The 19,377-nt window shown below is 70.8% G+C and carries 14 protein-coding genes and 1 pseudogene; 4 read left to right on the top strand and 11 right to left on the bottom strand.

Going from position 1 to position 19,377, the window contains the following annotated elements; genetic code table 11:
* Nucleotides 1–54: 54 nt before the first annotated feature.
* The 3 genes from ABZX90_RS21075 to ABZX90_RS21065 form a co-directional block, all read right to left on the bottom strand.
* Nucleotides 55–1,500 carry an aldehyde dehydrogenase family protein gene (locus tag ABZX90_RS21075; protein WP_351123823.1) on the bottom strand — a complete coding sequence of 482 codons (1,446 nt, stop codon included), beginning with the start codon at nucleotides 1,498–1,500 and terminating at the stop codon, nucleotides 55–57.
* Nucleotides 1,501–1,754: 254 nt separating this feature from the next.
* Nucleotides 1,755–3,422, bottom strand: coding sequence for a PucR family transcriptional regulator (locus ABZX90_RS21070; RefSeq protein ID WP_351123500.1), 1,668 nt, complete (start codon nucleotides 3,420–3,422; stop codon nucleotides 1,755–1,757).
* Nucleotides 3,423–3,718: 296 nt separating this feature from the next.
* A complete protein-coding gene (locus tag ABZX90_RS21065) occupies nucleotides 3,719–5,863 on the bottom strand; it encodes an ATP-binding protein (protein WP_351123502.1) in 2,145 nt (714 codons plus the stop codon).
* 303 nt (nucleotides 5,864–6,166) lie between these two features.
* On the opposite strand from ABZX90_RS21065, the gene gabT reads away from it, so the two are divergent.
* The 3 genes and pseudogenes from gabT (at nucleotide 6,167) to ABZX90_RS21050 (ending at nucleotide 8,769) form a co-directional block, all read left to right on the top strand.
* On the top strand, nucleotides 6,167–7,501 hold the full coding sequence (gabT, locus tag ABZX90_RS21060; protein ID WP_351123504.1) for a 4-aminobutyrate--2-oxoglutarate transaminase: 1,335 nt from the start codon (nucleotides 6,167–6,169) through the stop codon (nucleotides 7,499–7,501).
* A 200-nt stretch (nucleotides 7,502–7,701) separates the two neighbouring features.
* Nucleotides 7,702–7,899: pseudogene (locus tag ABZX90_RS21055) on the top strand (hypothetical protein); the annotation flags it as partial.
* Between the two features lie 213 nt (nucleotides 7,900–8,112).
* Nucleotides 8,113–8,769, top strand: a complete 657-nt coding sequence (locus ABZX90_RS21050) for a phosphatase PAP2 family protein (protein ID WP_351123507.1) — start codon at nucleotides 8,113–8,115, stop codon at nucleotides 8,767–8,769.
* On the opposite strand, the gene ABZX90_RS21045 is transcribed toward ABZX90_RS21050, so the two are convergent.
* The 8 genes from ABZX90_RS21045 to ABZX90_RS21010 form a co-directional block, all read right to left on the bottom strand.
* Nucleotides 8,708–10,537, bottom strand: coding sequence for a glycoside hydrolase family 18 protein (locus ABZX90_RS21045; RefSeq protein WP_355206856.1), 1,830 nt, complete (start codon nucleotides 10,535–10,537; stop codon nucleotides 8,708–8,710). The genes ABZX90_RS21050 and ABZX90_RS21045 overlap by 62 nt on opposite strands.
* A 121-nt stretch (nucleotides 10,538–10,658) precedes the next feature.
* Nucleotides 10,659–11,117, bottom strand: a complete 459-nt coding sequence (locus ABZX90_RS21040; protein WP_351123511.1) for a hypothetical protein — start codon at nucleotides 11,115–11,117, stop codon at nucleotides 10,659–10,661.
* Nucleotides 11,118–11,276: 159 nt separating this feature from the next.
* A complete protein-coding gene (locus ABZX90_RS21035) occupies nucleotides 11,277–12,704 on the bottom strand; it encodes an FAD-dependent oxidoreductase (RefSeq protein WP_355206853.1) in 1,428 nt (475 codons plus the stop codon).
* Nucleotides 12,705–12,734: 30 nt separating this feature from the next.
* Nucleotides 12,735–13,535, bottom strand: a complete 801-nt coding sequence (locus ABZX90_RS21030; protein ID WP_266763303.1) for an ABC transporter permease — start codon at nucleotides 13,533–13,535, stop codon at nucleotides 12,735–12,737.
* Nucleotides 13,536–14,465 carry an ABC transporter permease gene (locus ABZX90_RS21025; protein ID WP_351123519.1) on the bottom strand — a complete coding sequence of 310 codons (930 nt, stop codon included), beginning with the start codon at nucleotides 14,463–14,465 and terminating at the stop codon, nucleotides 13,536–13,538.
* Complete coding sequence (locus ABZX90_RS21020) at nucleotides 14,465–15,625, bottom strand: ABC transporter ATP-binding protein (protein WP_351123522.1); 1,161 nt, start codon at nucleotides 15,623–15,625, stop codon at nucleotides 14,465–14,467. The genes ABZX90_RS21025 and ABZX90_RS21020 overlap by 1 nt, the downstream gene beginning before the upstream one ends.
* Nucleotides 15,622–16,869, bottom strand: a complete 1,248-nt coding sequence (locus ABZX90_RS21015; RefSeq protein ID WP_351123525.1) for a spermidine/putrescine ABC transporter substrate-binding protein — start codon at nucleotides 16,867–16,869, stop codon at nucleotides 15,622–15,624. Before ABZX90_RS21015 ends, ABZX90_RS21020 begins: the two co-directional genes overlap by 4 nt.
* A 76-nt stretch (nucleotides 16,870–16,945) precedes the next feature.
* Nucleotides 16,946–18,472 (bottom strand): gamma-aminobutyraldehyde dehydrogenase, encoded by a 1,527-nt coding sequence (locus ABZX90_RS21010; RefSeq protein ID WP_355206847.1) that lies wholly within the window; start codon nucleotides 18,470–18,472, stop codon nucleotides 16,946–16,948.
* Nucleotides 18,473–18,650: 178 nt separating this feature from the next.
* Between ABZX90_RS21010 and ABZX90_RS21005 the strand changes: the two genes are divergently transcribed.
* Nucleotides 18,651–19,232: an NADAR family protein gene (locus ABZX90_RS21005; protein ID WP_355206844.1), complete on the top strand. Its 582-nt coding sequence runs from the start codon at nucleotides 18,651–18,653 to the stop codon at nucleotides 19,230–19,232.
* The last annotated feature ends 145 nt before the right edge of the window (nucleotides 19,233–19,377 follow it).

Below are 19,377 nucleotides of genomic sequence, written 5' to 3'. Positions count from 1 at the left end.
GGCCGGAGCCCCCGCACAGTGGGCTCCGGCCGTCGGCTTCGGTGAGGTCTCCGTCTAGAGGGCGAGACCCGTCAGCACCAGCACCCGCTCGTAGGTGTAGTCGTCCATCGCGAACTTGACGCCCTCGCGGCCGACGCCGGACTGCTTCGCACCGCCGTAGGGCATCTGGTCGGCGCGGTAGGAGGGCACGTCGCCGATCACGACGCCGCCCACCTCCAGCGCGCGGTGGGCGCGGAACGCGGTCTGCAGGTCGTGCGTGAACACACCGGTCTGCAGGCCGTACTTGGAGTTGTTGGCGGCGGCGAACGCGGCGGCCTCGCCGTCGACCTTCTGCACCGTGAGGACCGGCCCGAAGACCTCCTCGCGGGAGATCGTGACATCGGCCGGCACGTCGGCGAGGACGGTCGGCGCGTAGGAGGCGCCGTCCCGCTTGCCTCCGGTGAGCAGCATGGCACCGGCCGCGACGGCCTCGTCCACCCACGACGCGACGCGCTCGGCGGCGGCCTCGCTGACCAGCGGGCCGACGTCCGTCTTGTCGTCGGACGGGTCGCCGGTGACCTGGGCCTCGACGGCGGCGACGATGCGCGGCAGCAGCCGCTCGTACACCGACGCGTCCGCGATCACGCGCTGCACCGAGATGCAGGACTGGCCGCCCTGGTAGTTGGAGAACGTCGCGATCCGGGTCGCGGCCCAGTCCAGGTCCGCGTCGCTCGCGAAGTCGGCGAGGACGACGGCCGCGCCGTTGCCGCCCAGCTCCAGGGTGCAGTGCTTGCGCGGCACCGAGTCCATGATCGCGTAACCGACCGTCTCGGACCCGGTGAAGGAGATGACCGGAAGACGCTCGTCCTGGACCAGGGCGGGCATCCGCTCGTTGGCGACGGGGAGGATGCTCCACGAACCCGCCGGAAGGTCCGTCTCGGCCAGCAGGTCACCGATGATCAGGCCGGACAGCGGGGTCGCGGGCGCCGGCTTCAGGATGATAGGGGCGCCGGCGGCGATGGCCGGGGCGACCTTGTGGGCGCACAGGTTCAGCGGGAAGTTGAACGGCGCGATGCCGAGGACGACACCCTTGGGGAAGCGGCGCGTGAGGGCGAGCCGGCCCTGACCGCCCGCGTCGGTGTCGAGGCGCTGGGCCTCGCCGCCGTTGAACCGGCGGGCCTCCTCCGCGGCGAACCGGAACACGGACACCGCGCGGCCGACCTCGCCGCGGGCCCACTTGATCGGCTTGCCGTTCTCGGCGGAGATGAGCTGCGCGATCTCCTCGGTGCGCTCGGCGAGGCGACGCGAGACGTGGTCGAGGGCGGCGGCGCGTACGTGGGCCGGCGTGGCGGCGAACTCGTCCCGCACGGCGTGGGCCGCGGCCACGGCCTCCTCGACCTGCGCCTCGGTGGGCACGCTGACCTGACCGACGACCCTGCCGTCCCACGGCGAGGTGACGTCGAACGTGGTCTCACCGGTGGCCTGGCGGCCGGCGAGCCAGAAGGCGTGGGTGACCCCCACAATTTCTTTCTGGGGCATGTGCGAGTCCCGGCCCTTCCATGTCGAGGGGTGTTTCTGGTGGTCTTGGCTTTCCCGCTCCACGGTAGGGCCGGTCCCACCACCGGTCGTTTGTCCGGCGCGTAGCAGTCGGGGGGTGGGGTGCGCCGGTTTGGACTGATCGTGGGGATGCGCGTGCGGCGGGGCCGGGGCCGCGCGGCACCACGGACGCTCCGGGCCGGACGGGGTCCGAGATGCCGTCCGGGGCGGGAGTCGGCCTACTCCCCCGTCGCCGCCGTCGTCTTCAGGGCCAGCCAGAGTTCCATCCGGACATCGGGATCGTCCAGGGACCGGCCGAGGATCTCCTCGACCCTGCGCATCCGGTAGCGCAGGGTGTGACGGTGCACGCCCAGGTCGGCGGCGGCCGCGTCCCACTGTCCGTGGCGCGACAGCCACGCCCTCAGCGAGGCGACGAGGTCCCCGCGCCCGGTGGCGTCGTGCTCGTGGAGCGCCCGCAGGAGCCCGTCCGCGAACGCCCGCACCGCGTCGTCCGCGAGCAGCGGCAGAACGGACCCGGCTGCCAGCTCCTCGTGCTCGACGAGGAACCGGCCCCGCCGCCGGGCGACGGACAGGGCCTGTTCGGCCTGCTTGTAGGCGGCACGGGCGGCGATCGGACCGGCGGGTGCCGAGAGGCCGACGACGAGTTCGGTCTCGTCCGCGGCGGCTCCGGCGGACTGCTCGCGCGGGGCGGTCCGCGCCGCCTCCAGCACCGCGGCGTGGTCCCCGCAGGCCGCGACCGCGGCGCCCCCGTCCACGGCGAGGACGACCAGCCGCTCCCCGTCGGGCACGACGAGCACGGACTCCCCGGAGCGTGCGGCGGCGGACTCGACGACCTCGGCGAGGCCGCCCAGCGGATCGCCGCTGACGTCGGGAACGGCGACGGCGGTCTTCGAGGGCGCGGCGGCGCCCACGCGCGCGTGCCCGTCGGCGTGCGCCCGCCCGGCCGACGCGGACACCGACTCGGCGATGATCAGCCGGAACGGCGCGTCGAGCAGTTCGCCGTACAGGTCCCCGGCGACGGCCCGGGCGTGGTCGGGCTCCCCGGCGAGCAGCATCCCCAGCACGGCCGCGCCGATCCGCTGCTCGGCCGCGTGCAGGGATCGCGACCGCTCCGTGGTGAGCGTCAGCAGGGCGATCGCCGAGTGCACGGCGTAGCGCTCGGCGGTGCCGAGGGCTCCGGCGGTGCCGACGGCGAGCGCGGCGCGCGGCCTGCGTCCTGTTCCCAGGGAGTGCAGTTCGACGCGGTCCTCCCCGCCCACCACCGAGCTCGCGGGCGCGGGCCGCTCCCGCAGCCGCTCCACGTCCGGGGTGAGCCGCGCGGCGCGGCGCTCCGCCCAGTCCGGCGCGGTGGCGACGACGGCGCCGGACGCGTCGTAGAGCGCCGCCCATCCGTCGACCTGTGCGGCGAGTGCGGTGAGCAGTCCCTCCGGCCCGCCGCTCAGCGCCTGCTTGGTGAGTTCGCGCTGTGCGGCGAACCCGGCGGTGACGGCTCGGTACTGGTCCGCGGCGATGGCGGCGGAGACGGCCTTGCTGATGGCGAGGAAGGGGGTGCGCCGGGGCACTTCGAGGAGTGGCAGCCCCTCCTCCTCGGCGGCGTCGACGAGCGCCTTCGGGATCTCCTCGTAGTTGACCCCGACGGCGAATCCGAGCCCGACGACTCCGGCATCGGCCAGCCGCTTCACGTAGCGCCGCATGACGTCGGGATCGTCCGCGTCCAGCTTGAGCGCGGTGATCAGCAGCAGTTCCCCGCCCTCCATGTACGGCACGGGGTCGGCGAGCTCGCTGACGTGTGCCCAGCGGACGGGCACGTCCAGGCGGTCCTCGCCCGCGCGCACCGTGAGCTTGAGCGCGGAGTGGTGGACGAGCGAGGCGAGCGTGGGGGGCATGAGGCCTTCAGGTCTGTGTGATCTCTGCGATCTCTGCGATCTCTGTGAGCTCTGTGATCTTTTGGCCGCTGCGTATGAAGGGCCTGTGTCGATTCTGCCTCACCGTACGGTCGCCGTGTGACGTCATACGCATACGTCCTGCTCAGCGGGTCCGCATATCCATGCGTCCGCCGGACAGGTTCCGGTATCCGGCCGTCCCGCCCGGCGGGCCCGGCAGGCCCCGGTGTCCGGCCGTCCGCCCGCAGGTCCGGGGCTTCGTGCGTCCCGCCCGGAGCCGTGGCGCTGTCGGCCGGCGTTCAGTCCCGCAGGTCCACCAGCAGCGGCGGGGCGTGCTCGCCCTGCACGCTGGTCAACGACAGGACCGCGTGCCCCGGCGGCACCCCGTGGGCCAGCTCGGACGCGGACCAGCGCTCCCGCTCGACCTGGCGCACGGTGACCGCCCGTGCGGTCGGGGCGTTCCCGGTGATCACCCGGCGCAGCATGTGCACGGCCTTGCCGGCCGGCGTCTCGGCGATGATCTGCCGGTCGGTGACGTCACGTGCCTCGATCCACTCCTTGCCCCAGACCTCGGCGAAGTCCTGCCCGTCCCAGGGGGTGAGCCCGGACAGGGCCATCCGGCATCCGATGGCGCCCAGCAGGGGGCTGCGCAACGGCCGGGGCGCGTCGTCGAGGGTGCGCAGCGTCAGGACGGCTCCCGCGTTGCCCGACCGCAGCCGCTGAATGCCCCGTACGGCCTCGGGGGTGACGATCCCGGAGGCGTCGTCGAGGACCAGACAGGCGAACAGCGACCGGTCCTCGCGGACCGCGACGCTCGCCGTGAACTGCGCGAGCACCAGCCGCGCGAGGATCCGGGAGGCATCGGCGTGGCCGCGTGCCGGCAGATCGATCCGGACCCGAACCGGATGGTCGAGGGCGCGGAGCGAGAACGGCCGTGACTGCCCGGAGGTGTCGAAGAAGCCGGCGAACGCGGGGCGGTCGAGCAGGGCGACCCGGTCGGCGAGTACCCCGCCGACATCCCCCGGATTCCCCAACTGCCGCTCGCGGGCGTCGAGTTCCCGGAGCAGCGATTCGTGTCCGGTGTCCTGGAGGCCCTTGCGGAGCGCGCCGAGCGGTCCGGGAGCTCCGTCGAGCAGCTGCCGCAGCTCGGGCACGGACGGGAACCTGCCGTGGACGGCCTGGAAGGGCCCGAGCAGCTGGGCGAGCACCGTGGTGGACCGCCTGCTGTCGCCTCCGGGGTGCGGGTCGGCGAGATCACCGACGAGCGCCTCGGCGAGCACGGCCGCCGCCTCGTCCGGGTCGGTGGTCCCGCCGTACAGGTCGAGGTCGTACACGGACTCGGGATTCCCGATCCGTACGACGACGTCGTACGCGTCGACGGGCCCGAGCCCGGCGCCCGCCGCGCCCACCACGACCACCGCGGCCCGCCCGGCGAGGGCGTGCAGGCACAGCGACTCGGCGAGCGGCCAGACGATGCTGCCGGTCTTGCCGGATCCGGGGGGCCCGACGGCGAGCAGTGAGGTACCCAGCAGGTCGGGTCCGAGGGCGAGTCCGGTGCCGCGGTAGGCGTAGGGATTACGCGGATCGTCGGCGGTCGTGCCGAGCCGTACCTGGCCGGTCACGAGGTCGTGGCGCGCGAGGCGCCCGGGCAGGTCACGCTCCCCGGAAGGGTGCAGACAGGCGGCGGAGCCGTCCTTCAGCACCGCCCCGGTGAAGGTGGCGAGGCTGTGCCGCCCGCTGCGTACGCCCTGCCAGGCCCGGGCGATCCGGGCGTGGTCGACGTCGCGCATCAGCCCGGAACGGGCCTCGGCGGCGAGCCGGTCCGCGGCGTCGGCGGCACCGGCCGCGCGGAGCTGGTTCCACTGGACGGGGTCGTCCTCGGGGGCGGGCGGGCGCTCGCTCACGGGAGCGGCCCGGCGCCACGCAGGCGGCCCGTAGCGACGCCAGACCTCACTCCATCGGCCCAGCCGCCCTACGACGATCATGATGATGAGGGCGATCAGCGTGTAGTAGCCGTACCAGAGGAACGCGTTTCCGACGCGGTCGCCGCTGTGCCGCCAGGAGTCCGGGGTGAACAGTTCGAGGGGCACGACCCACCAGCCGCCCAGGTAGCCGTTCCAGAGAAGCGACCAGATCAGCCACCCCACGAGGAACGCGATCACGGCACCGCTCAGCAGCTGGCGGGCCGGAATCCGCTCCGGCTCCTCCTCCGGCCGCGGCCGGTGCCCGAAGCGCCACACCCCGGGGGCCGCGTCCGGCCTGGGTGCGCGCACCCAGGCCACGAACGCCGATCCGTCGGGCAGCGGCGGCATCCCGGGCGCCCGTGCGGGCCGGGGCGGCGTGGGCGGCCTGTCCGGCGGCACCGGCCCGTCCGGCGGCCCTGCCGGACGCGGCACAGGATTGGCATGCGTGCCCCGCGCGTCCTGGGTCCCGTCGCTGTCCATCGCCCTTGCCCCCTGACCAGCCGCTCCGTGCGTCGTCCGCGAGTCAATCTAGTGCCCCTGCGGGGCGAGTTCACCGTTTACACGGCCGCGCCCGCTCCGGTGCGGGAGCACCGGAGGTCCGCCGCTCTATGTCCACCACGGACAACGGATTCCTCCGACAACGCCCACATGGCGCATGCCGACCCCCCGCCCTCGGCCCTAGCCTGCGAAGAAAGAAGGCAAGCGTCCGAAAACACCCCCCGCCCGGACCGCCCCGCGTTCGCCGGGGACCGTCCGGTTCGCAAGATCATCAGGGAGCCCCTCATGACCGCAGTTCCGCAGGAGCGCCGCGTCGTCACCGCCATCCCCGGCCCGAAGTCGCAGGAGCTGCAGGCCCGCCGCACCGCCGTGGTCGCGGCCGGTGTGGGGTCGGTGCTCCCCGTCTTCACGGCGCGCGCGGGCGGCGGAATCATCGAGGACGTCGACGGCAACCGGCTCATCGACTTCGGCTCCGGCATCGCCGTGACGTCGGTCGGCGCGAGCGCGGAGGCCGTCGTACGCCGGGCCTCCGCGCAGCTCCAGGACTTCACCCACACCTGTTTCATGGTCACGCCGTACGAGGGCTACGTCGCCGTCGCGGAGGCGCTCGCCGAGCTGACCCCGGGCGACCACGCCAAGAAGTCCGCCCTGTTCAACTCGGGCGCCGAGGCCGTCGAGAACGCCGTCAAGATCGCCCGCGCGTACACCAAGCGCCAGGCCGTCGTCGTCTTCGACCACGGCTACCACGGCCGTACGAACCTCACGATGGCACTGACCGCCAAGAACATGCCGTACAAGAACGGCTTCGGCCCGTTCGCGCCCGAGGTCTACCGCGTGCCGGTCGCCTACGGCTACCGCTGGCTGACCGGCCCTGAGAACGCCGGTGCCGAGGCGTCCGCCCAGGCCATCGACATGATCAACAAGCAGATCGGCGCCGACAACGTCGCCGCGATCATCATCGAGCCGGTGCTCGGCGAGGGTGGCTTCATCGAGCCCGCGAAGGGCTTCCTGCCGGCCATCAGCCAGTTCGCCAAGGACAACGGCATCGTCTTCGTCGCGGACGAGATCCAGTCCGGCTTCTGCCGTACCGGCCAGTGGTTCGCCTGCGAGGACGAGGGCATCGTCCCGGACCTGATCACGACCGCCAAGGGCATCGCGGGCGGTCTGCCGCTGGCCGCCGTGACGGGCCGCGCCGAGATCATGGACGCCGCGCACGCGGGCGGCCTGGGCGGCACCTACGGTGGCAACCCGGTGGCCTGCGCCGGTGCGCTCGGCTCGATCGAGACGATGAAGGAGCTCGACCTCAACGCCAAGGCGAAGCACATCGAGGCGATCATGAAGTCCCGCCTCGGTGCCATGGCCGAGAAGTTCGACATCATCGGCGACATCCGCGGGCGTGGCGCCATGATCGCGATCGAGCTGGTCAAGGACCTCGCCACGAAGGAGCCGAACCCGGAGGCGACCGCCGCGCTCGCCAAGGCCTGCCACCAGGAGGGCCTGCTGGTCCTGACCTGTGGCACCTACGGCAACGTCCTCCGCTTCCTGCCCCCGCTGGTCATCGGCGAGGACCTCCTCAACGAGGGTCTCGACATCATTGAGCAGGCCTTCTCCCGTATCTGACGCGTGAGGCGCCGCGGCACCGGAATCCTGGACACCACCCAAGGGCGGACTCCGCTTGGTTCCGGTGCCGCGGCGTTCGGCGTCGGAGCGTGTGAAGAAGGTGTGCGAGGTGCATGACGGGACGCGATTCCGCCTGTCGGAGCCGCACCCCCTGCCGTAGGTTCTAACCAGATCAGCGAAACACCTGCCCACAGGGGACTGTGGGTGACACCGGGCCGAGGCTCCCCCAGCTTCGCCCTGGTCGTGCCCTCGCGCACACACCCGGAGCTTCCGGCTTCGGTTCTCCTCACCGATCGGACAGTCGCCCGCCCCAAACCCCCCGGGGCGCGCGGCATTCCGGTCCGGACGGCCGTCTCGGAACCACCCCCCCTGTTCCGGGGCGGCCGACCTTCTCCCTCTTTCTCGCCGCGTCGAGCGGGCCCGTGCCGCTGAGAGTCGGCGCACTCCGTACGCGGCACCGACGCCCGTGCGATGCCCGTGGTCACCGACCGCCGTGTCCGCCCCCGTAGGGCCGTCACCGGCGCAGCAGGGGCCGCCTCGCTTCCGGCACACGAACCACTCGGCCCGGCCCTCCACCCACGCGGCCGACACGTCCTGACAGGCTGTCCCGCATGCCCCTCCTGTTCGGCCTGCTCGGCCTGCTCGCCCTCGTCCTCGTGGTCATCACCTGGCAGGTCGTGGCGGGCGGCCCGCTCGTGAACCTGGACGAGCGGCTGAGCGGTGCCCTCGTCCGCCCGGACCGGTTCTCCGAGTCGCTCGCCGACCTGGGCAGCGTCCAGGTGGCGGTCCCGGTGCTCGCCCTGGCGCTGGGTTACGTCGCGTGGCGGCGGCGCACCGCCGGCCTGGACCGGTGGTGGGTGCCGTCGGCCGCCGCCGCGGTCCTGATGGCTCTCGTCCCCGCGCTGATCGTGCCGATGAAGGAACTCGTCGCCCGCCCGGGCCCCCCGGTCATGGGACCCGGCACCGGCTTCTACCCCTCGGGGCACACGGCCACCGCCGCCATCGCGTACGGCGCCGCGACGATGCTCCTCCTCCCCCTGCTCCGTACCGCCCGCGCCGGCGCCCGCCGCGCGCTGCTGGGCGTCTGCGTGACCGTGAACGCGTGCGTGGCCTTCGGCCTGGTCCGGCGCGGCTACCACTGGCCACTGGACGTGGTGGCCAGTTGGTGCCTCTGCGCGGTGCTGCTGTACGGCCTGCGGCTCTTCCTCAGCCGAAGTACCCGTCGAAGGTCCGCGAGAACTCCCACCCGCCGAACCGGTCCCAGTTGACCGACCACGTCATCAGGCCGCGCAGGCCCGGCCAGGTGCCGTGGGTCGCGTACGAGCCGCAGTTGGTCTTCTTCGTGAGGCAGTCGAGCGTCTTGGTGACCTCGGCCGGGGACACGTAGCCGTTGCCCGCGTTGGTGGTGGCCGGCATGCCGATGGCTATCTGGTCGGGGCGCAGTGGCGGGAAGACGTTGCCCGCGTCGCCCGCGACCGGGAAGCCCGTCAGGAGCATGTCGGTCATCGCGATGTGGAAGTCGGCGCCGCCCATGGAGTGGTACTGGTTGTCGAGGCCCATGATCGAGCCGGAGTTGTAGTCCTGGACGTGCAGGAGGGTCAGGTCGTCGCGCAGGGCGTGGATCACGGGGAGGTAGGCGCCGGCGCGCGGGTCCTGGCCGCCCCACTTCCCGGTGCCGTAGTACTGGTACCCGAGTTGGACGAAGAACGTCTCCGGGGCCATGCTCAGGACGAACTTCGAGCCGTACTTGGCCTTCAGGGTCTTCAGGGCCGAGATGAGGTTGACGACCACCGGGGTGGTCGGGCTCTTGAAGTTGGTGTCGCTCGCGTCCAGGGAGAGCGAGTGGCCCTCGAAGTCGATGTCCAGGCCGTCCAGGCCGTAGGTGTCGATGATCTTCGAGACCGAGGAGACGAAGGTGTCACGGGCGGCCGCGGTCGTGAGCTGGACCTGGCCGTTCTGGCCGCCGATCGAGATCAGCACCTTCTTGCCGGCCGCCTGTTTGGCCTTGATCGCGGCCTTGAATTCGGCGTCGCTCTCCACCGTGGGGCACTCGGTGACCGGGCAGCGGGTGAAGCGGATGTCGCCCGAGGTGGTGGAGGTCGGTTCGCCGAAGGCCAGGTCGATGACGTCCCAGCTCGCGGGCACGTCGGCCATGCGCGTGTAGCCCGCACCGTTGGCGAAGCTCGCGTGGAGGTAGCCGACGAGGGCGTGGGCGGGCAGGTCCGAGCCGCCGCCACCGCCCGAACCCGCCGAGGTGGTCGCGGTGACGGTCGCCGATTTCGCCGACTCGCCCGCGTCGTTCGTCGCCGCGACCTGGAAGGAGTACGCGGTGGACGCGGACAGACCGCTCACGGTCGCCGAGGTGCCGGTGGCCGTCTGGACCTTCGCTCCGTCGCGGTAGACGGCGTAGCCGGTGGCGCCGGGCACCGCCGTCCAGGACAGGCCGACCGCCGAGGAGGTGACCGTGCCGACCGCCAGACCGGTGGGCGCGGCCGGCGGCTGGCCCGCGTCGACGCCGGGGCCGGTCAGCGACAGGTCGTCGGCGTAGTAGGTGCCGGTGCCGTACCAGCCGTGCGTGTAGATCGTGACCTTGGTGGTGGCGGCGCCGGTGCGGAAGGTGGTGCTCAACTGCTGCCAGTCGGCGGCGGACTGGGTCCAGGTGCTGACGTCGGTCGTACCGGTGCCGGTCGCGCCGAGGTAGACGTAGCTGCCGCGGACGTAACCGGAGAGGGTGTACTGCGCGTCGGGTTTCACGGTCACGGTCTGCGAGCACTGCGCGTAGTCGTTGCCGGCCGGGGTCGCCTTCAGCGCCGAACTGCCGCTGCGTACAGGGGAACCGACGGTGCTCGCCGCCGTGCAGGTCCAGCCGTCCAGGCCCGCCTCGAACCCGCCGTTCCGGGCGAGGTCCGCGTCGGCCGCACGGGCGGCCGACGAGAGCGCGACAAGGCCGGGTACGGCCAGGACGGTGGCCGTGCACAGGGCGAGAAGCCTTCGACGACGACGTGCGAACGGCCTGTTGTGTCTGGTGCGGTCCACGACTGCCTCCGGGCATGGGGGGATGGGAGGGTGGAGCGCGCCCAACTTGGTCCAGACCAATTCTGTTGTCAAGACCTCTGACAGGCAAGGGACTTCGGACGGTCGCCCAGGGCCCGGCCCCTCACCGCTGTGGGCCCTCGTTCCCGGCGAGGCCCGCCGCGGCCTCGTGCATGGCCAGTTCGAGCAGTGTCGGGTCCGTGAGCGTGCCGGAGCCGTCCGGCGGGACCAGCCAGCGGACCCCGCCGGCCGACCGTCCCGGGTACGGCACCACGATCCACGTGCCGCTCCCCGCTGTGCGCACCCCCGTGCCGAGCCACCGGGCCGCGGTCCCGGCGGGCACGAAGAAGCCCATCCGGGCGTCGCCGAAGTCGACGAGCACCGGCCCGGGTTGGTCGATCACCCGGGTCAGTACGTCCAGCGTCGGATAGCCGAGCTCCCCCGGCAGAATGAGGACGTCCCAGGCCCTTCCCGCGGGCAGCAGCGCGATCCCGAGGGGATTGCGCTCCCACTCCCAGCGGCAGGCCTCCGGATCCGGAGCCACGGATGTCAGCCACTCGACCGCCGCCTTGGGCCCTGTCATGACGGAACCTCCCTCTCGTGTCGACGCCGGTCGCGTCACAGAGGAGAGGGAGGTCCGGGCCGTGCATTACGCGGGTTCGGGCCACCAGTCGGTGGTGAACCGGGTCACACCGGCGGAGGTGGGCGTACGCCCGTGGATCATGTCCGGGATCGCGCGCCCTCAGCTGTCGAAGCCCAGTCCCAGCTTGTCCATCGTCTTCAGCCACAGATTGCGCCGGCCGCCGTGTGTGTCCGCCCGTGCCAGGGACCACTTGGTGAGCGCGATGCCGGTCCAGGCGAAGGGCTCGGGCGGGAACGGCAGCGGCTTGCGGCGGACCATCTCCAGCTCGGTGCGTTCGGTGCTCTCCCCCGCCAGCAGGTCGAGCATCACGTCCGCGCCGAACCGGGTGGCGCCCACGCCGAGGCCCGTATAGCCCGCCGCGTAGGCGACCTTGCCCCCGTATGCGCTGCCGAAGAACGCCGAGAACCGCGAGCAGGTGTCGATCGCGCCGCCCCAGGCGTGGGAGAAACGGACGCCCTCCAGCTGCGGGAAGCAGGTGAAGAAGTGCCCGGCGAGCTTGGCGTACGTCTCGGGGCGGTCGTCGTACTCGGCGCGCATCCGGCCGCCGTAGGGGTAGATCGCGTCGTAGCCGCCCCACAGGATGCGGTTGTCGGCGGACAGCCGGAAGTAGTGGAACTGGTTGGCCGAGTCGCCGAGACCCTGTCGGTTCTTCCAGCCGATGGACGCCAGCTGGTCGGCGGTGAGCGGCTCGGTCATCAGCGCGTAGTCGTAGACCGGGACGGTGTACGGACGGACGCGCTTGACCAGGTTCGGGAAGATGTTGGTGCCGAGGGCCACCCGGCGGGCACGGACCGAGCCGTAGGGCGTGCGGACGGCCATGCCGGCGCCGGACGGCTTCAGGTCGAGGGCGGGCGTGTGCTCGTACACCCGTACCCCGAGCTCCACGCACGCCCGCTTCAGGCCCCACGCCAGCTTGGCCGGGTGGAGCATGGCGACACCGCGACGGTCGTGCAGCCCGGCCAGGAAGGTCGGGGAGTCGACCTGTTCCCGTACGGCCTCGGTGTCCAGGAAGTCGAGGCCCTCGGCGAGGCCCTCGCGCTCCAGCTCCTGGTGCCAGTCGCGCAGTTCGGCCGCCTGGTGCGGCTCGGTGGCGACGTCGATCTCACCGCTGCGCTCGAAGTCGCAGTCGAGGGAGTAGCGGGCGACGGTCGCCTCGATCTCGTCGAGGTTGCGGGCGCCCAGTTCCTCCAGCTTCCTGATCTCGTCCGGCCAGCGGGTGAGACCGTTGGACAGACCGTGGGTGAGGGAAGCGGCGCAGAAGCCGCCGTTTCGGCCGGAGGCGGCCCAGCCCACCTCACGGCCCTCCACCAGGACGACATCCCGCCCGGGATCGCGCTCCTTGGCGATCAGCGCCGTCCACAGTCCGCTGTAGCCGCCGCCGACGACGAGCAGGTCGCAGGTCTCGGCGCCGGTGAGCGCGGGCTCGGGGCGGGGCTTGCCGGGATCGTCCAGCCAGTACGGGACCGGCTGGGCGTCGGAGAGAGAATTCAACCATTGATTACCACGGGTCATGGCGCTTGGGGCCATGATTTCAACTCCCTACAAGGGTGACGAGCGTTATGCCTTTTGCCTGTTCCGGCGATTACCGACAACCATTCCGGCCAGGACGAACAGTACGGCGACGAGGAACATGGCCGTACCGATGACGTTGATCTGAACGGGTGTTCCGCGCTGTGCCGAACCCCAGACGAACATGGGGAACGTGACGGTCGAGCCCGCGTTGAAATTGGTGATGATGAAATCGTCGAAGGAGAGCGCGAAGGCGAGCAGCGCGCCCGCGGCGATTCCGGGGGCCGCGATGGGCAGGGTGACGCGCAGGAAGGTCTGCGCGGGACCGGCGTACAGGTCCTGGGCCGCCTGCTCCAGCCGCGGGTCCATCGACATGACACGGGCCTTGACGGCCGTCACGACGAAGCTGAGACAGAACATGATGTGGGCGATCAGAATCGTCCAGAAGCCAAGCTGAGCACCCATGTTGAGGAACAGGGTGAGCAGCGACGCGGCCATGACGACCTCGGGCATCGCCATCGGCAGGAAGATCAGCGAGTTCACGGTGCCGCGCGCGCGGAAGCGGTAGCGGACCAGCGCGAAGGCGATCATCGTGCCGAGGACGGTGGCTCCGACGGTCGCCCAGAGGGCGATCTGGAGGCTGAGCGAGAGCGAGCCGCACATGTCGGCGACCCCGCACGGATCGCGCCAGGCGTCCGTCGAGAACTGCTGCCATTCGTAGTTGAAGCGCCCCTTCGGTTTATTGAAGGAGAACACCGTGACGACGATATTGGGCAGCAGCAGATATCCGAGCGTCACCAGGCCGGCGATGACGACGAGATGGCGCTTGAGCCAGTTCACGAAGGCCATTTAAACCAGATCCTCCGTCCCGGACTTGCGGATGTAGAGCGTGACCATGATGAGGATCGCGGCCATGAGAATGAAGGAGAGCGCCGCGGCCGTCGGATAGTCGAGAATCCGCAGGAACTGGGTCTGGATGACGTTGCCGACCATCCGGGTGTCGGTGGAGCCGAGCAGGTCGGCGTTCACGTAGTCACCGCTGGCGGGGATGAAGGTCAGCAGCGTTCCCGAGACCACACCGGGCATCGACAGCGGGAACGTCACCTTGCGGAAGGTGGTGATCGGCCGCGCGTACAGGTCGCCCGCCGCCTCGTGCAGGCGTCCGTCGATCCGCTCAAGCGAGGTGTAGAGCGGCAGGACCATGAACGGCAGGAAGTTGTACGTGAGTCCGCACACCACCGCGAGCGGGGTGGCGAGGACGCGGTCCCCGGAGGTGAAGCCGAGCCAGCTCGTGACGTCCAGGACGTGCAGCGAGTTCAGGGCGCCGACGACCGGGCCGCCGTCCGCGAGGATCGTCTTCCAGGCGAGCGTGCGGATCAGGAAGCTGGTGAAGAACGGCGCGATCACCAGGATCATGATCAGGTTGCGCCAGCGGCCCGCGCGGAACGCGATCAGGTAGGCGAGCGGATAGCCGAGCACCAGACACAGGATCGTCGCGGCACCGGCGTAGAGCACGGACCGCAGGAACTGCGGCCAGTAGTCGGTGAGCGCGTCCCAGTACGTCTGGAAGTGCCAGGTGACCTTGAAGCCCTCCTCCAGCGAGCCCGTCTGCACGGACGTGGAGGCCTGGTAGACCATCGGCAGCGCGAAGAAGACGACGAGCCACAGGAGTCCGGGCAGCAGCAGCCAGTACGGGACCAGGCGGCCACGCTTCTTGGGCGGCTTCGCGGCGGGCTGTGGCGCGATCGGTGGCGCCTCCACCTCGGTGACGGTGGCCATCAGGCGGCCTCCTCCTCGGCCGTTTCGACGCCCGCGTCGATGTCCTGGGCGGCATCGAGGCCGAAAGTGTGCGCCGGGCTCCAGTGCAGGACGACGTCCGCACCGGGGACGAGCCGGGAGTCCCGGTCGATGTTCTGGGCGTAGACCTCGAACTCCGGACAGACGGCGCTGTCGATGACGTACTGCGTGGAGACGCCGATGAAACTGGAGTCGGCGATCTTGCCGGTGATCCGGTTGCGGCCGGCGGGTATCTCGCCCGCGTCGTCCGCGTGAGTCAGGGAGATCTTCTCCGGGCGGACACCGACCAGGACCTTGCCGCCGGTCGTGGCGGTCGCCGAGCAGCGCGCCCCGGGGAGCACCAGCTTGCCGCCGCCCGCCTTGAGCACGATGTCGTCGCCGCTGCGGGAGTCGACCTCGGCCTCGATGAGGTTCGAGGTGCCGAGGAAGTTGGCGACAAAGGTCGTGTTCGGGTTCTCGTAGAGGTCGGCGGGCGCGCCGAGCTGCTCGACGCGGCCCGCGTTCATCACGGCGACCGTGTCGGCCATGGTCATGGCCTCCTCCTGGTCGTGCGTGACATGGATGAAGGTGATGCCGACCTCGGTCTGGATGCGCTTGAGCTCCAGCTGCATCTGGCGGCGCAGCTTGAGGTCGAGGGCGCCGAGCGGCTCGTCGAGGAGCAGCACCTTGGGGTGATTGATCAGCGCGCGGGCCACGGCGACACGCTGCTGCTGGCCACCGGAGAGCTGGTGCGGCTTCTTTCGTGCCTGCTCACCGAGCTGTACGAGGTCGAGCATCTCCTCGACCTGCTTCTTCACCGACTTGATGCCGCGCCGGCGCAGGCCGAAGGCGACGTTCTCGAAGATGTCGAGGTGCGGGAAGAGGGCGTACGACTGGAAGACCGTGTTCACCGGGCGCTTGTAGGGCGGCAGGTTCGTCACGTCCTGCTCGCCGAGCGAGACGGTGCCCCCGGTGGGCTCCTCCAGGCCGGCGATCATCCGCAGGGTGGTGGTCTTGCCGCAGCCCGACGCCCCGAGGAGGGCAAAGAACGAGCCCTGCGGCACGGTCAGGTCGAGGGGGTGTACGGCCGTGAAGGCGCCGTACGTCTTGCTGATCCCGGAGAGGCGGACGTCGCCGCTGTTTTCGTTCGTCATGGTGGTCACGCCCCTGTGAGCTTCGCGAACTTCTCTTCGTAGGCCGTCTCTTCCTTCTGGCTCAACGAGCGGAAGGCGTGGGACTTCGCGGCCATGGCCTTGTCAGGAATGATCAGCGGGTTGTTCGCCGCGTCCTTGTCGATCTTCGCGAGGTAGGGCTTCACCCCGTCGACCGGGCAGACGTAGTTGATGTAGGCGGCGAGCTCCGCGGCGGACTCGGGCTCGTAGTAGTAGTCCATGAGCCGCTCGGCGTTCGTCTTGTGACGTGCCTTGTTGGGGACCAGCATGTTGTCCGTGGACGTCAGATAGCCGCTGTCCGGGATGAGGAAGTCGACGTCCGGGCTGTCGGCCTTGAGCTGGACGACGTCGCCGGCCCAGGCGAGACAGGCCGCGAGGTCGCCCTTGGTGAGGTCGGACGTGTAGTCGTTGCCGGTGAAGCGGCGGATCTGGCCCTTGTCGACGGCCTTCTGGAGGCGGGCGATCGCCGCGTCGAAGTCGTCGTCGCTGAACTTCGCCGGGTCCTTGCCCATGTCGAGCAGCGTCATGCCGATGCTGTCGCGCATCTCCGAGAGGAAGCCGACGCGCCCCTTGAGCTTGGGGTTGTCGAGCAGGTCGGAGACGGACCTGACCTCGACCCCGTCGAGCGCCTTCTTGTTGTAGGCGATGACGGTCGAGATGCCCTGCCAGGGGTAGGAGTACGCGCGGCCGGGGTCCCAGTCGGGGTTGCGGAACTGGGCGGACAGGTTGGTGTACGCGTGCGGGAGGTTCGCCGGGTCCAGCTTCTGCACCCAGCCGAAGCGGATCAGCCGCGCCGCCAGCCAGTCCGTGACGACGATCATGTCGCGCCCGGTGTCCTGGCCCGCGGCGAGCTGCGGCTTGATCTTGCCGAAGAACTCGACGTTGTCGTTGATGTCCTCGGTGTACTTGACCTTGATGCCGGTCCGCTCGGTGAACGCGTCGAGCGTGGGGTGGTGCTTCTCGCTCTCGTCGACGTCCATGTACTCGGTCCAGTTGGAGAAGTTGATCGTCTTCTCCTTGGCCGAGTGGTCCTCCGACGAGACGCTGCCCTGGGGCTTTCCGGCTGCGGGGATCCCGCAGGCGCTCAGCGTCCCGAGACCGCCGACGGCCAGCGCGCCGCCCGCCGAGGCGCGCAGCAGTGACCGACGGGTGAGGGAGGCCCTGCCGTTCCGGAAGCTGCGCCGCAAGGCGGCCAGTTGAACCGGGGACAGGCGTTCGGGCTCGTACTGCTCCATGCTCTGGTGCCCTTTCGAGAGGGTCGCGGCCGTGGTCGCGGCCTGGTCTGCCACATGGCCGTAGCCGGTCGATCGGCTACGGCCGGTCCCCGAAGACCGTGCGGTGCCAGTCCTTCCTGGCGACCGCGGTGTTGTCGAACATGACGTGCTTGATCTGCGTGTACTCCTCGAAGGAGTAGGCGGACATGTCCTTGCCGAAGCCGGAGGCCTTGTAGCCTCCGTGCGGCATCTCGCTGATGATCGGAATGTGATCGTTGACCCAGACGCAGCCCGCCTTGATCTCGCGGGTCGCGCGGTTGGCACGGTAGACGTCGCGGCTCCAGGCGGAGGCGGCGAGTCCGTACGGGGTGTCGTTGGCCAGCGCGATGCCCTCGTCGTCGGTGTCGAAGGGGAGCACGACGAGCACCGGGCCGAAGATCTCGGCCTGCACGATCTCGCTGTCCTGCCCGGCGTCGGCGACGAGCGTGGGCGCATAGTACGCGCCGCTCCTGAGCTCTCCCTGGGGGGCCTCTCCGCCGGTGACCACGCGCGCGTAGCCGCGGGCCCGGTCGACGAATCCGGCGACGCGGTCGCGCTGGGCGTGCGAGATCAGCGGGCCGAGGTCGGTGTCGGACGCGAAGGGATCGCCCACGCGGACGCTCGCCATCAGGGCGCCCGTGCGCTCCACGAACGCGTCGTAGAGCGGTCGCTGCACGTACGCGCGCGTGGCGGCCGTGCAGTCCTGGCCCGTGTTGATGAGCGAACCGGCGACCGCGCCGTGCACGGCGGCCTCCAGGTCCGCGTCGTCGAAGACGAGGAAGGGGGCCTTGCCGCCGAGCTCCAGGTGGAGACGCTTGACCGTCGAGGTGGCGATCTCCGCGACGCGCTTGCCCACGGCGGTCGATCCGGTGAAGGAGGTCATGGCGACGTCGGGGTGCCCGACGAGATGTTCACCGGCCTCCCTGCCCAGACCCGTGACGATGTTGATGACGCCGTCCGGGATACCCGCCTGGGTGGCCGCCTCGGCGAACAGCAGGGAGGTGAGCGGGGTCAGCTCGGCGGGCTTCAGCACGATCGTGTTGCCGGCCGCGATCGCCGGGAGGATCTTCCACGCGGCCATCTGGAGCGGGTAGTTCCAGGGTGCGATGGAGCCGACGACACCGATGGGTTCGCGGCGTACGTACGAGGTGTGGTCGCCGGAGTACTCACCGGCGGACTGGCCCTGCAGATGCCGGGCGGCGCCCGCGAAGAAGGCGGTGTTGTCGATGGTCCCCGGCACATCGAACTCACGGGTCAGCTTGAGGGGCTTTCCGCACTGCAGCGACTCGGCCTGGGCGAACTCCTCGGCACGCTCCGCGAGCACGGCGGCGAAGCGGTGCAGCGCGTCGGAGCGGTCCCCGGGGGTGGCACCCGCCCAGCCGGGGAACGCCGCGCGGGCGGCCGCGACGGCCGCGTCCACGTCGTCGGTGCTCGCCAGCTCGTACGTGTACACCTCTTCGCCGGTGGCGGGGTTCACGACCGCGTGCGTACGGCCGGAGGTGCCCTTGGTCGGGCGACCCCCGATGTACTGCGCGCCGTCCGCGAGGCGGTCCTGCGCCTGGAAGCGATGGCCCGGTTTGTGCATGTCGCTCTCCTCCGCCGTCCTCCCCGTCGGGACGGGGGTCGGCGTAGCTCCAGCTCGATTTGAGTGCCGATCCTGACAGAGCAAAGGGACTCCAACAAGTGATTCCGTTGTTGCCTTTTGGTTACGCGACGGAATCCTTCGACCAGGTGTCGAGTCCTTCTCGGAAAGGCGGGACGGAATGTCAGTGGTGCGTGCCACAGTGGCGTGCATGGGGAAGATCGATACGCGGGAAGCACTGGTCAGTGCGGTCCAGTCGGGGACACCGGTGAAGTACCTGCACTTCTGGGGGCACCGCCCGAGCCCGGACGGCCGGCTGGGGTCGAGCTGTCTCAGCCAGTGGTGGCCGTCACCCTTCGTGGTCGACAACGTCGGATACGCGACGGCGGAGCACTGGATGATGGCGTCCAAAGCACGCCTCTTCGGCGACGCCGAGGCCGAGCGGCAGGCGATCGAGGCACCGGACCCCGCGCTCGCCAAGAAGGCCGGGCGGCTGGTGCGCGGCTTCGACAACGCCGTGTGGGAGCGCGAGCGGTTCGAGATCGTGGTCCAGGGCAGCGTCCACAAGTTCAGCGCCCACCCCGGCCTCCGGTCGTTCCTGCTGGGCACGGGCGGGCGGGTCCTGGTCGAGGCGAGCCCGATGGACCGCATATGGGGCATCGGACTCGCCACGACCGACGAGGGGGCGTCCGACCCCCGCCGCTGGCGTGGACCGAACCTGCTGGGCTTCGCCCTGATGGAGGCCCGGGAGCGGTTGCGCTAGCCGCGATGGCGCGCCCGGGGTCGGGGCTGACACTCGCGGCGCGGGGCTGACACTCGCGGCGCCCGGCCGGCGCCGGTGAGGCCGGGGCCCGGGGGGCTACCCACCCCGGACCGCCGCTGCCGCTGTGCGGATGCGGCGCGGACAA

Origin of the sequence: Streptomyces sp. NPDC002935, from assembly GCF_040611295.1 — a bacterium.
Classification (GTDB): Bacteria; Actinomycetota; Actinomycetes; order Streptomycetales; family Streptomycetaceae; genus Streptomyces.
The sequence above is the reverse complement of the archived record's forward strand: the minus strand, read 5'-3'. Positions and strand labels throughout refer to the sequence as shown.